Source organism: Metabacillus sp. GQ13 (genome assembly GCF_059758525.1).
Genome location: NZ_JCAXET010000003.1, coordinates 213480 through 227213 on the forward strand (window position 1 = coordinate 213480; position 13734 = coordinate 227213).

At 35.2% G+C, this 13734-nt stretch carries 15 protein-coding genes and 1 other annotated feature; all 15 genes read right to left on the bottom strand.

Annotated features, from left to right (window positions below):
- Positions 1 to 4: 4 nt before the first annotated feature.
- Entirely contained in the window at positions 5 to 589 is a 585-nt protein-coding gene (locus AC6CHR_RS04920; RefSeq protein ID WP_498247399.1) for a TVP38/TMEM64 family protein, read from the bottom strand.
- 66 nt (positions 590 to 655) lie between these two features.
- Positions 656 to 925 carry a DUF1294 domain-containing protein gene (locus tag AC6CHR_RS04925; RefSeq protein WP_498247400.1) on the bottom strand — a complete coding sequence of 90 codons (270 nt, stop codon included), beginning with the start codon at positions 923 to 925 and terminating at the stop codon, positions 656 to 658.
- A gap of 251 nt (positions 926 to 1176) precedes the next feature.
- Positions 1177 to 1536, bottom strand: a complete 360-nt coding sequence (gene rplT, locus AC6CHR_RS04930) for a 50S ribosomal protein L20 (RefSeq protein WP_498247401.1) — start codon at positions 1534 to 1536, stop codon at positions 1177 to 1179.
- Positions 1537 to 1567: 31 nt separating this feature from the next.
- Positions 1568 to 1768: a 50S ribosomal protein L35 gene (gene rpmI / locus AC6CHR_RS04935; protein WP_066326889.1), complete on the bottom strand. Its 201-nt coding sequence runs from the start codon at positions 1766 to 1768 to the stop codon at positions 1568 to 1570.
- A 20-nt stretch (positions 1769 to 1788) separates the two neighbouring features.
- Positions 1789 to 2310, bottom strand: a complete 522-nt coding sequence (gene infC, locus AC6CHR_RS04940; protein WP_498247513.1) for a translation initiation factor IF-3 — start codon at positions 2308 to 2310, stop codon at positions 1789 to 1791.
- Positions 2311 to 2388: 78 nt separating this feature from the next.
- Positions 2389 to 2515: a sequence feature (ribosomal protein L20 leader region), on the bottom strand.
- A 259-nt stretch (positions 2516 to 2774) separates the two neighbouring features.
- Positions 2775 to 4712: a threonine--tRNA ligase gene (gene thrS / locus AC6CHR_RS04945; RefSeq protein ID WP_498247402.1), complete on the bottom strand. Its 1938-nt coding sequence runs from the start codon at positions 4710 to 4712 to the stop codon at positions 2775 to 2777.
- 641 nt (positions 4713 to 5353) lie between these two features.
- Positions 5354 to 6187 (bottom strand): putative sporulation protein YtxC, encoded by an 834-nt coding sequence (ytxC, locus tag AC6CHR_RS04950; protein WP_498247403.1) that lies wholly within the window; start codon positions 6185 to 6187, stop codon positions 5354 to 5356.
- Between the two features lie 294 nt (positions 6188 to 6481).
- Complete coding sequence (gene dnaI, locus AC6CHR_RS04955) at positions 6482 to 7420, bottom strand: primosomal protein DnaI (RefSeq protein ID WP_498247404.1); 939 nt, start codon at positions 7418 to 7420, stop codon at positions 6482 to 6484.
- Between the two features lie 125 nt (positions 7421 to 7545).
- Positions 7546 to 8991, bottom strand: coding sequence for a replication initiation and membrane attachment family protein (locus AC6CHR_RS04960; RefSeq protein ID WP_498247405.1), 1446 nt, complete (start codon positions 8989 to 8991; stop codon positions 7546 to 7548).
- Between the two features lie 303 nt (positions 8992 to 9294).
- Positions 9295 to 9753 carry a transcriptional regulator NrdR gene (gene nrdR, locus AC6CHR_RS04965; RefSeq protein ID WP_498247406.1) on the bottom strand — a complete coding sequence of 153 codons (459 nt, stop codon included), beginning with the start codon at positions 9751 to 9753 and terminating at the stop codon, positions 9295 to 9297.
- Between the two features lie 187 nt (positions 9754 to 9940).
- Positions 9941 to 10336, bottom strand: a complete 396-nt coding sequence (locus AC6CHR_RS04970) for a cytosolic protein (RefSeq protein WP_498247408.1) — start codon at positions 10334 to 10336, stop codon at positions 9941 to 9943.
- 237 nt (positions 10337 to 10573) lie between these two features.
- Complete coding sequence (gene speD, locus AC6CHR_RS04975; protein ID WP_498247514.1) at positions 10574 to 10954, bottom strand: adenosylmethionine decarboxylase; 381 nt, start codon at positions 10952 to 10954, stop codon at positions 10574 to 10576.
- A 352-nt stretch (positions 10955 to 11306) separates the two neighbouring features.
- On the bottom strand, positions 11307 to 11900 hold the full coding sequence (coaE, locus tag AC6CHR_RS04980) for a dephospho-CoA kinase (RefSeq protein WP_498247409.1): 594 nt from the start codon (positions 11898 to 11900) through the stop codon (positions 11307 to 11309).
- Positions 11901 to 11917: 17 nt separating this feature from the next.
- Complete coding sequence (gene ytaF / locus AC6CHR_RS04985) at positions 11918 to 12559, bottom strand: sporulation membrane protein YtaF (RefSeq protein WP_498247410.1); 642 nt, start codon at positions 12557 to 12559, stop codon at positions 11918 to 11920.
- 287 nt (positions 12560 to 12846) lie between these two features.
- Positions 12847 to 13671 carry a DNA-formamidopyrimidine glycosylase gene (mutM, locus tag AC6CHR_RS04990; RefSeq protein ID WP_498247411.1) on the bottom strand — a complete coding sequence of 275 codons (825 nt, stop codon included), beginning with the start codon at positions 13669 to 13671 and terminating at the stop codon, positions 12847 to 12849.
- Between the last annotated feature and the right edge of the window lie 63 nt (positions 13672 to 13734).

Genomic DNA, 13734 nt, shown 5'->3' on the forward strand with positions numbered 1-13734 from the left:
TCCATCATGCTTTTTCTCTAACAAAAAAATCATTCCATTTGATTAAAGCCTGCTTTTCTCTTAAAACATATACAAGAACAAGTAGTAATACAAAAATAGCTATTAATAGGACAGGTGACAAAGTCTGTATTTTTGAGCCGAGAAAAGTAAAACAAAAAGCTGCAGGAATATGAGTTAATAACGAAAGCTTTGCATAACGACGAAACGTTTTTGCCTTTTCTAAAATACATAGCGAGATTAGCGAAAAGTTAATAAGCGGGATCATCCGTAAAAGGACGATTTGATATATTGATAAATTAGTATAAGTTCCTATCCATTTCATTCTCATTTTCGTAAACCTTTGAATCAAAGTTGGGAAAACTTTAGAAATCAAATAAAATGTAATGCTCGCTCCAGTTAAGCCTATAGTAGAATAAATAGAACCTAGCTCCACTCCAAATAACATTCCACCAGCAACACATACAACTGCAACTGGAATAAATAAAAACTGCCTAACGATATGAAACAAAATAAAAGCAAGCGGCGCAAAGTATCCTGTCGTTTGAATTACTGCTAAAACGGATGATGTTGAAAGTTCAATCGTAATCACCACTTTCTTGTATGCAGTTCAAAGAGGTTTGTAGTGTACGATTTATTTTACGAAATAACTTTAAGTTTATGCCAATTGATTTATGATATAGATAAAAAGTAGCAACTGTATAATTGCGATGACAGGGAAACCAAATTTAAATGATGTGTGCTTTGTTTTATGACGATATCTTCTCATTCCAATTAAACCACCAACCGCACCACCTAATACGGCTAGCCACCATAAAGTTGCTTCTTTAATTCTCCATTCACCTCGCCTTGCCCGTTTTTTATCAGCACCCATGATAAAGAAACTTACGCTATTAATTAAGAGGTAATAAACCAGTATGTACGTCAAAAAGTATTCTCCTTCCCGCTTAAATTGTAAATCTACAACTCACATATAAGCCCCTATAACTGTTAATTGTCGGTATATCGGAGTTTATGGTCGGATTTACTTCATTTATTGTCCACTTTTTCTGTTTTTATCGTCCAAGTATTCATTATATCATCCAATATGAGGAGGCAATCGATCATTCAACATTATCCGACAAACTCTCACAAAAAAGAGTTGACTCATCATCTGAGTCAACCCTTTTGAATGTTTAATTATTTGTTAAGTTGAGACTTTGCAGCATCAGCTAATTGAGCAAATGCTCTTTCGTCAGCTACTGCTAATTCAGCAAGCATTTTACGGTTTACTTCAATACCTGCAAGCTTTAAACCGTGCATTAAACGGCTATATGAAAGACCGTTAATACGAGCAGCTGCGTTGATACGAGTAATCCAAAGCTTACGGAAGTCGCGTTTTTTCTGACGACGGTCACGATAAGCATACATTAGAGACTTCATTACTTGTTGGTTAGCAACTTTGTATAATGTATGTTTAGAACCGAAATAACCTTTAGCTAATTTTAATACCTTTTTACGACGTTTACGTGAAACGATACCGCCTTTTACTCTTGGCATGTAAATTCCCTCCTATATTACGATGTTTCGATTATTTGATGTTATCTAATAAATGACGAATGCGTTTGAAATCGCCTTTGCTTACTACAGTTGATTTACGTAATTTACGTTTAGCTTTTGTAGATTTATTGGCGAATAAGTGACTAGTGTATGCATGTGAACGTTTAAGTTTACCAGATCCGGTCTTTTTGAAACGTTTCGCTGCTCCACGGTGTGTTTTCATTTTTGGCATAAGGTATTCCTCCTTAAGTATTATTGCTTTTCATTTTTAGGTGCAAGAACTAAGAACATACTTCGCCCATCCATTTTTGGATGTGATTCAATTGTACTTAAGTCTGCACATTCAGTAGAAAATCGATCAAGAACCTTCTGACCAATTCCTTTATGTGTAATTGCACGACCTTTAAAGCGAATAGACGCTTTAACTTTATCGCCCTTTTCCAAGAACTTACGTGCATTTCGAAGCTTTGTATTAAAGTCATGTTCATCAATTGTTGGGCTCAAACGAACCTCTTTTAAATTGATAATCTTTTGATTTTTACGTGCCTCTTTGTCTTTCTTTTGCTGTTCAAAACGGAATTTTCCGTAATCCATGATGCGGCATACAGGAGGCTTAGCTGTTGGTGCAACCATAACTAAATCTTGGTTAGATCTAGTAGCAATTTCCAACGCCTCTTGGCGAGATTTAATCCCAAGCTGCTCTCCATCGGCACCAATTAAACGAACCTCACGAGCACGAATTCCGTCATTAACCATCATATCTTTGCTAATAATTAGCCACCTCCAAGGTTTTTTAAAACTGAATAGTAGTTTTCAAATCCAATTTTGTAGTATCTGGTTTTTTTATTTTTTGAAAATAAAAAAGCGTGGATGCCTAAAGCACCCACACTACGATTGTATACTAAGAATTCATCGTAACCTGCTAACTACAAAACGGATGTGTCAATCAGGTGAGAAGCGGGTGCTTCTACTTGTTTTAAATGAAACTATTCAATTACCTTGGTTATTATAGCACCTAAACAAAAACATTGCAAGTAATCACTGTTTGTTTTAACAACATATTTTATTCTACCAAATGCTATACTTTGTTGCAACATTTTTTTATGAAAATCTGTATACAACTAGAAGTTCAGTTAGCATTTCATACCTATCATTTGTTAGATAAACCATGCTAAGCACGGTTTTTAGCCAAATTATGATCGATTATCATGCCTAGCAAACTTCTTCAATCGTTTCCTTTATTTCTTAACTTCCTGTTGAATATCTAATAGAAATTGATCAAAAGGAACAGTTTCTGACTTTTGCTCACCATATTTACGAACGTTAACAGCTTTGTCAGTAATCTCATTATCGCCAACTACAAGCATATAAGGAATTTTTTGCATTTGTGATTCACGAATCTTATAGCCGATTTTTTCATCACGGGCGTCTAATTCAACACGTAAGCCAGCTTCTCTGAGCTGTTCTTGTACTTGTTTTGCATAATCCAAATGAATAGCTGGTGATACAGGTATAACTTGAACCTGTACTGGTGCGAGCCATGTTGGAAATGCCCCTTTATATTCTTCAATTAAGAATGCTATAAAACGTTCCATTGTTGAAACAACACCACGGTGGATAACGACGGGACGATGTTGCTTGCCATCTTCTCCAACATAGTTTAACTCAAACTTTTCAGGAAGCAAGAAATCCAACTGAACAGTCGAAAGTGTTTCATCCTTCCCTAGTGCTGTTCTTACTTGTACGTCTAGTTTCGGTCCGTAAAAAGCAGCTTCACCATCAGCTTCAAAATAATCATGGCCTAATTCATCCATTGCATCTTTTAACATGCTTTGAGCTTTTTCCCACATCTGATCATCATCAAAGTACTTTTCCTTATCCTCTGGGTCACGATAGGATAATCTGAATGAATAGTCTTCAATGCCAAAATCTTTATATACAGCTTCAATCAAGCGGACAACTCGGATAAATTCATCCTTTATTTGATCTGGGCGAACAAAAATATGGGCATCATTTAATGTCATTCCACGGACCCGCTGTAAACCTGATAATGCGCCAGACATTTCATAACGATGCATCATGCCTAACTCTGCTATTCGTATTGGCAGCTCTCGGTAACTGTGTATATCATTTTTATACACCATCATATGGTGTGGGCAGTTCATTGGACGTAGGACCAAATCTTCGTTGTCCATCTCCATTACCGGAAACATATCCTCTTGATAATGATCCCAGTGACCAGACGTTTTATATAATTCCACACTTCCTAATACAGGAGTATAGACATGGTTATAGCCTAATCTTTCTTCTTTATCGACAATATAGCGCTCGACTATTCGGCGAATCGTTGCACCTTTTGGAAGCCAAAGCGGTAACCCTTGACCAACTTTTTGTGAGGAAGTAAATAAACCTAATTCCTTCCCTAGTTTACGGTGATCACGTTCCTTAGCTTCTTCTAAAATACGTAAATGTTCATCTAATTCACTTTTCTTGAAGAAAGCTGTTCCATATATACGTTGAAGCATTTTATTTTTGCTATCACCACGCCAGTATGCACCAGCAACACTTAAAAGTTTAAACTCTTTAATTTTTCCTGTTGAAGGCAAATGTACACCTCGGCATAAGTCAAAAAATTCACCCTGCTCATATATTGAAACGGCTTCACCTTCTGGAATAATTTCTAGTAGTTCAAGCTTGAGAGGATCATGCAGTTCTTCAAATCGCCGCTTAGCTTCTTCACGACTAACCTCTCTACGAACAATTTCAAGGTTTTCGTTAACAATTTTCTTCATTTCTTTTTCGATAGCTGGTAAATCCTCAGGTGTAATAGCTTGCTCCATATCAATATCATAATAAAAACCATTTTCAATTACTGGTCCAATACCTAGTTTTATTGAATGATCCTTATAAATGCGTTTTAAAGCTTGTGCCATTAAATGAGCTGTTGAATGGCGCATAATTTCTAGAGCTTCGTTACTATCTTGTGTCACGATCTCAAATTTTCCATCTTGTTGGATCGGTGTGCGCAAATCAATTAATTGATCATTTAATTTTCCTGCAAGTGATTTCTTTTTTAGACCTGGGCTAATGGATGCCGCAATCTCTTCAGTAGTGGTGCCTTTTGCAAACTCCTTCACAGCTCCGTCTGGAAACGCAATTTTTATAACGTCTGACATCCTTGTTCACTCCTTATAAGTTGAGATACTAAAAGCGCATAATTAAGTCTCTAATAAAACAATAGGACTTTAAGCACCTTACTAGTCTGTGGAGCTATTTCCGCTCCAAAACAAATAAAACTCGCCCCTAAAAGAAGGGACGAGTTAAACTCTAGTCAATGGATCGTGGTTCCACCCTTGTTCCCAATACCTAAGACTTTTGATTAATACATCATAAAATGTCTACTACTCACGCTCTATTTATCAATACGGAATAGGTTAGGTTTGGCTTAACATCGATAACGGGAAGACCGTCAGTTATTACTTGATACTCTGTTCACAACTGAAGTTTAAAGGTGGTAAGTTTGTTGATCGTGTTAGGAAGGTTACAGCACATCCTTCCCTCTCTGGGAACCGTAAAAAACAAACTCATATCCTTATCAATACTGATAATTTATTTGGGTTGTTACTTTATAATTACATCGTATTATAAATTGTTTTTTTCTGAAAATCAAGTTGATTTCACAAAAATCCGCAGTCCCATTGGTTTTTTATCACAATAGTCACTTAACATATAATATAAATTCCTGATTGAAAGGAATAATCACCTTTATGTTTAAAGCAACAATCAATTAGTATGTATGAAGACATTAAACATCAAATCAATGTAATTCAGTTTGAAATTCATTCCGTTTTTGTAAACTTACTCTTTCTTGGAATATATTTTGAATGGTTTGAACCATACCATCGAATGGATCATTCGTATACAGAAAAATCTGTTTGGGGGCAATTGAAACAATCGGACCTAACAACTTAGAATCAATGTACATTGGATGTTGATGAACAAATGTCTTATCAATATAAGTTACTAATTCATTTTCTGGCATCACTTGTTTTGCCTTATAAACAAAGAAGTTTTTATGATCATGAACAATTGAAAGTTTTTCTATAACAGCATTCCTAGTTATGAGATAGTCGCGTAAACTTTGAATAAAACTTTGATATTCCTGTTCAAGCTTATACTCTTCAATTGCAACTTCAACATACTCTTGTATTCTTGCAATATACTTGTGCAGACGGAATTGTTGAAATGATGTGAAACTAAAATACAAATCAGGCTTCAAAAAACCTTCTAACGCATCTCTTAAAATGACATCCCTTGGGAAAGAATGATCAACTCTAGGTATATCTGTTCGTTCACCCTCAATAATTGATTGAGCTATATGTATGATTTGCTGCTGCTCCTCTTCTTCTAGAAAAAAGTAAAAATCCTTAATGATCCTTCCCATGATTTGATGCTCTTTATGATCAATAATAAATTGGATAAGCCCTGGTATAACTAGCTTTTCTATTGTTACATCCCAAATTTCCGGGCTGATTTTTATACTTTGTTGATTAACAATTTGGAGTTCTGTTTCATAGCCTTTACACATCGTACGAAAAATGGAATAAATCAATTTTGCCTCTTTCGGAGACCCTAATAATATCTCAAGCATGTTTGTCCCCCTTTTTTTGCCAATATCTGATTCTATGTATATGGGGGAACATCTTTAATTAGAAGTAAAAGAAATCATAAAAAGGTTATTTCAGAAATGTTTTTTTCATACTTACCTTTACTTTTCAAATTAGGGCTTCTTTATACTCAAGCTTTTAAAAAATTTCACTTAGAGCTGTAATGTCCTAAATATGAATGTGAAATCTAATTAAAAAATTTCTAGATAGACAATAAAAAGTACCTGTCTACTATAATGGACAGGTACAAAATAAACTTATAAAGTTTGAATAGGATATTAATCTCGGCGGTTTCTACCAACCAACTCAATTGGGATAGCCATATGTTTGATACGTTCCATGATTCTAGCAGCTTTTACCGGTTCTTCTTCACCACGCTGAGAAAACGACAAATGATGCTGAAGTTGTTTTAAATTAAAATTCGACGAAAAAAATGTTGGTAAATTTTCAAGCATGCGAAATTGTAAAATAGTCCCCAATATCTCATCCCTCATCCAGCTTGACATAGATTCTGCACCCAAGTCATCAAGCATTAACACTGGTATCTTTTTAACAGCATCTAATTTTCTATCTAAAGAAGAATCTTGAAATGATCCTTTCAGTTCTCTCATAAACTCGGGTACATACACAAGCATTGAAGATACTTTATGTGAAGCCAATTCATTCGCAATTGCTCCTAATATATATGTTTTCCCGACACCAAAGGATCCATAAAAATACAAACCCTTTGAGCGATCCCCACTATTATATTTTTCAACAAAATCCTGTGCCATACTTATTGCCTTAAAACGACTTGCTTCGTCCATTTCCACTTCGATTTTATCAAACTGCGCTTCTAAAATATCTTTTGGAATATACATACTTTTAATAAGTGACTCATGCTTTTTTCGTTCATCATGCGCTTCCTTTGAAGGACATTTATCATATTTTAGGTCAATGATTCTCCCCTGGATCACTAAATGAGGATGATAACCGCCTAAAAGGTTCTTACATTCTGATAGCGAAGGACATATTTCACAATTTTTGCTTTGATTGATAAACTCAAAAAGCTTCCCCATACTTCTATCAATCATCCCATCTTCTATTTCAGATGCGTGATTTGTTATAAACGCTTGAATTTCAGGATGATTTAACACCTGTTTTTTTAGCTCTTTATAGCGGTCATTAAAACCTGGCCGATTAGTTAAATTTTTAAAGGAATTACTCATGTGCTCCATTCTTCTTCACCTTCTTTCTTACTACCCTCAGCGTTTTTCAAAGACTCAATACTTAGATTTAGACTCTACACGTGCCCATATCGATTATTTATTTGAAGTATTACATTGTAATTGAAAATCTCCTGTTAACCGTCTGTTTTATTATTCTTGTATTTTTTAATTCGATCAAATAATTTCTTTTTTTCCATTTCGAATTTTTCACGATCTACTTGTGAAAGATCATCATTATCTGATTTCACATCTTTGTTTTCATCAATGGTTTCATCTTCATTTAACCACGAAGGTAGCATCTCCTTGCGTATAGGGGCCTTTTTGTAAGTAGCTGGTTTCTTCGTTGTCTTTTCTTCTGCCCATTGTTGATATTGTCGGTGCTCTTGCTTGGCAAGCGCCATAGCTTCTTTTACTGTCGTTACCTTTTTTCTTGCCCAATGGCTTGCTATCTTTTGAACGTAACCCCGAGTTAACTTCATATCTGTTTTTAGCATCACGTAGTAAATCAATACATTCACTACACCTGCTTCCAACTTTTGCTGAAGCATAACTTCTTCTATAATTTGCAAATCGCCAGTAGTCGGTAGCGCACCCTCAGAAAGATCTGTTAAAAACTGTCTAGGTGAAATGATCTCTAACTGATAAATCACTTCCTCTTCCTGTGAACGTTGTTTCTCAGACTTTACTGTTCTCGAATAAGCTGGTTGAATTTTATCTAATAATCCAGGAAGTTCATCTCCATGACGGAATTGATACCAATCTCTTGCAGCTTTTCTGAATAGCTCTATGTCTATATTATCATTTTGATCAATACTATTCATAATCACATTTTTCATATCTACTGCGTTAATTCCATACAAGAATGCTATCTTTTTTACAACCTCTTTTACAGATGGTGTAATAGCTTTAGCAGGAATGATTGCGTCAGATAGCCCTGAGAAGAACAAGTCAAAATCGAAGGCATCATCAGAGAACGTCATGTCGGCGCGTTTATTTGTCTGCATAAATTCCCGTCCATTATTTGGTGATAAATCGTTTAATGTCTCTTGATTTACTCTAGCAATCATTTCTGCAGACTGTCCAGAATCAAATATATCATTAAATGTTTTTGTAACGTCTTTCATACCATCTTCTAATTGTTGATCTGAGAAGAATCGTTTTAAATGAGAAAATTTATTTTTTCCGACTCGATTGTAAAGATAGATATTTAAAACACCATCCTGAAAAAACTCATCTGGTCTTAATGGTGCTTGTAATTCATAAACAAATCGCTTAAACTCATCGGTCTCAACTAAATATGACTTTAAAAGACCCAGTCCTTCCAGTTTCAAACGTTCTTGGTATATATCATGCAAGTTACTTTGCATGATCGTCATTAAACTATGATGAGTGGTTTCTTCGCCCCAAATCCGATTTTGTTCTAACTCCCCCCACAATGTCATATAAAGGCTGAAGCATTTAGAACCGATGAGCGGTTGATAGAGTAGTGTTATAATTTTTCGGTCTAAATCTTGAAGTACTGAGCTGCTTTTTACTGTATAACGATCTATTGCTAGCAACTCTTTCCAATATGGATCCATCTCCTTCAAACCCTCCTATTAGAATGCAAAAGCTCCACGGTTCCCCAACAAGCGGAAATGAAGTTTAAATATTGTTAAAAATTCATTATTGAAGAAAAGCTTATCACTTAATTTAAGTTAGACGCATCGGTCTTATAAATAGGTGATCTCTAAAAAGTTGTTGTTTTTCGTAATAAGTACTTCTTTATATACTTAACCGTTTTGATAGCAACAAAAAAATTTTTAGAAAAGAGCCTATAAATAGTAACTTACCACTGAAAAAAGAGCTTGAAGAAACGCTTCTTCTCTAGCTCTCTTTGCAGTTCACCTAACTTTTTTTATAAGGTCTGTTAATTCTTCAATAAAAACATTAATATCTTTAAATTGTCGATAAACAGACGCGAAGCGAACATATGCTACTTCGTCAATTTTTGCAAGCCTGTCCATCACCATTTCTCCGACTAACTCGCTGTCCACTTCGGAAACACCTTGATTTCTAAGTTCTTTTTCTATTTCATGAACAATATCTTCTAATTTTTGTAATGGTACTGGCCTTTTTTCACAGGCCTTTATTAAGCCTCTTAATATTTTATCGCGATTAAACTCTTCCCTTGTCCCATCCTTTTTCACAACAATTAACGGAAATTCTTCAACCTTTTCAAATGTCGTAAAGCGATATTGACATTCTTCACATTCGCGGCGGCGTCTAATCGATCTGCCTTCATCTACAGGTCTTGAGTCAAGAACCCTTGTACCATTATGCTGACACGAAGGACATTTCATTTAACCAGCTCCTATCAAAATGGCAAATAAGAAAAGCGCAAGCACCTTGTTCAGCCGGATAGAAAAGGTGGGTTGCTTTTTCCCTCCGCATCCGACTGTTTCAAAGTTGACTGCTGTAGCTAGCACTAAACTAATTACAATATATAAATCTGATATTAAAAATATTTTAAAAATGTTTTAAAGAACTTTAGTTACTTCTGCCTGTTCCAACAAATGTTTCCTTTTGATCAAGTTGTTTATACAGATTTAGAATGACCTTTTTGCTATAGCCGAAGTCTGTGGGTAAAAACGTATTTGTAGTTACAGTAAAATCAATTGCTGTCTCATATGGACGAACGGCCACTACAGTTACAATCAAAAAGGCTTTTCTAGGACGATCAATGTTTACGCTCATTTCTCCACGATCTTCAGAAATAGAGGTTACCGTCATGCCATTTGTTTCTTCAATAATAGATTTTACTGATTGTAAAGCTTTTTTATATGTAGTTTTATAATAATGACTCTTCAAATCTGGATTATAATGTTTTTCACGTGTTTCTTGATGTGTACTAAAGATATCTTTTAACTTATTTAAGAAACTCATACTCTTTTCCCCTTTATTATATATATTTGGAATATTGATCAAAGTTATGCTAACTCTATCATACTGAATATTTCCAACAATAAAAAGAGGTGATGATTAAATAATCAGCACCTCGGTCTTTTTTATGTTTAATTTTCGATATTTTTCATATAATTAATGCTTTTCTCCATTGATTCACTCTTAAAGTGTTGAGGGATACTCTACTCCCAAAGCAAAGCTTAGGGAGAGACATCTACATTAGAGAGCTTTAACCTGTGCTTGTTGTATTTGCACTGGCCCCATCCCTCTAGGTATTTCTATGTTTTCACGAGTTTGGGCACCTAAGGATTCCGCAATGTGATCTGCCGCAATGTTAGGATTTAAATCACCACAAGTATAAACATCTATACTAGCATAACCGTGCTCCGGAAAACTGTGGATCGTTAAATGTGATTCTGAAATGATAACAACCCCACTTACTCCTTGAGGAGCAAATTTATGAAAAGCAACCTCTCTAATTTCAGCACCTGATTTTAATGCAGCATTTACAAATGTTTTTTCGATATAATCCATGTCATTAAGCTTATCAAAATCGCAACCCCATAATTCTGAGATTACGTGTCTTCCCATTGTTTCCATATTCATGGATCCCCCTTTAACTATTTTATACATGAATTTCTTTGCTTAATGGTATATGAAAACTACCACGGGGGAAAGTTAGTCCAGAGAGGTCCTAACCCTTTAAGTAGCCTAAACACCTAGCTTTAAATAAGAAGTTCACGAAAAATAGTATACTTTGTTTACATATCTTTTGCAATACACTTTTTCAAAAAACAGATAATAGTTAAAGGGTGAATCCTAGAAAAATATAGCTGATTCCTTATGCTTCCATTCTAATTTGGCCATATCCATCATCGTTTCAACGTTCTATATTTTATTTATGTTAATTAGGAATACTTATCAATTTGTCTATAGACTAGTTGTCACTGCTTTAAATTAAATCTTGTAGTAATGCTTGCAACTGTGACTCCGTCTCTTCAATAGACCCATTGTTATTAATCACGATATCTGCCCTTGTTAATTTCTCCTTAAGAGGCATTTGAGAGCTAATCCTACTCAATGCTTCACTCTTCTGATAGCCGTTTCTTTCCATTAACCGCTCTAATTGAGTTCCTGCATCAACATATACAAGGACTGTACGATCTACCATATAAGATAAATTGCTTTCAAATAATAATGGGATATCCAGTACTACTGCTTTTGCTTTTTTATCTTTTTCTTCCTGTGTCTGTTTGAGCATTTCCTCCCGAACTGCAGGATGAACAATATTATTTAGTTGCTGGCGTTTCTTTTCATCAGAAAAAATAATTCCCCCTAATTTTTCCCGATTGATTGTTCTGTTTTTATGAAGAATTTCTTCACCGAACGTTTCACAGATCTGGTGATAAGCTGGCTTTCCTACTTCAACTACTTCTCTAGAAATAAGATCTGCATCGATAACTCGGATACCTCTGCTACGAAACATGTTAGAAACTGTACTTTTCCCACTAGCAATTCCACCTGTTAACCCAATTACATACGTCACTAAATAGCCTCCATTACTTAAAGTTTCCATATCCCTATCATAATAAGGATAATACCCGGTAAGCAAGAAAATTTGTCGACCCAGGAAAATCTCGAAAAGATATGGCCAGATTTAAGTCCAATATAGACAAACAAAGAACTCATCACTGCCACCAAAACACTCATAATCATTGGTGAGTATCCTAATAAAGCAGCACCAATCCCTGCACCAAAAGCATCTAAAGATAAAGCCACTCCAAGTAAGAACGCTTCTATTCCTGTGATGGTACCTGATTTATCAATATCTGCCGACATAGGTTTCCTTAAAATATTCACGACTATCCCAAGTGTTTTTATTTCGAAATTAATTAATGTTTTCTCTATTTCCCTTTCTTCATCGGCTAGATCCTTTCCAGGTCTAAAAAATTGGTATAGCACCCACGCACCTATTAGAACAAGAATAACCCCACCGAGCCTCTCAGTTAGATACATAGGGAATATTTTTGTCATTAGATCTCCAACTAACATTGCAACTAACAAAGTAACTGCAGAGCAACACGCAATGATGAAAATTGACTTAAATGGAATTCTCATCTTTCGTATACCATACGTGAAACCCACTGAAAAGCTATCTAAGCTTACTGCGAACGCTAATAACAATAGTGATGCCATTTGTAACATACTAGCCTAGCCCCTTCCTTCTGATTGCTAACATAGTGTATGAAAATCGCCCAGATTGTGTTAAAGAAGGTTTCAGATAAAATATTCTATTCCTTGAATACTATATGAAGGGGCAAGACTTTTTCATTCCCAATCTTAGACTTAACCATTGCAATAAGAGGCTTTTTTTCGTAAGAACTTTTACTTTTCTAATCATGCTAATCTTCGTGCAAGTCTACAGCAATAAACGATTAGAAAAGAATCTAAAAAAAGGCAAAAAACACAAATTGTGTTTTTTACCCACTTTCTTATTTCTGACATTTCTCACAAAAATGGGTCCCTCTCCCTCCTACAACGGTCTTTGTAAGGGGTGTCCCACATTTTTTACAAGGTTCATCTTTTCTACCGTATACAAATAATTGAAGTTGAAACATGCCAATTTCTCCTTGAGTATTAACATAGGAGCGGATTGTGCTTCCACCTTGTTCTACGGCTTCTCCAAGTGTTGAAATTATTTCGCAATGCAATCGTTTATATTCGTCTGTGGTTAATTGACTTGCGATCCTTTCTGGATGTATTCCTGAACGAAACAAGGCCTCGTCTACATAAATGTTACCAAGCCCCACAACAACTGATTGATCTAATAATACTGCTTTGATTTTGCGAGTCGTTTTCTTTAATCTTTGTACTAAATAAGCATTCGTAAATTGTTCAGAAAATGGTTCAGGTCCTAGCTGAGATAGAGGAAGTTCATTTTCTTCTCCCCCTTTTTTAAAAAGGTGCATTGTACCAAATTTCCGTACATCCTTATAACGTAATTCAGATTGATCAGAAAACCCAAAAATAACATGTGTATGCTTATCATATTCATCTTCGGGTTGAAACAACCCATATCGCCCCTCCATTCTTAAGTGAGAGACAAGTACGTAATCATCGAGGATAATCTTCAAAAACTTACCTCTACGATTTACATCATTAATTGTTTGACCAATTAAAGCATCCTGAAATTGCTCGATATCAACAGGTTTCTTAATTATTTTTGGCCAGTGTATTGTAACTTTATTTATTCTTTTCCCCTTCACCAACTGTAGCAGTGTTCGTCTAACGGTTTCAACTTCTGGCAACTCAGGCATACCTTCACTTCCTTATAATAAAAATGTAACGAAAAAACTCTCTCATTATTACGCAGTTTGTTG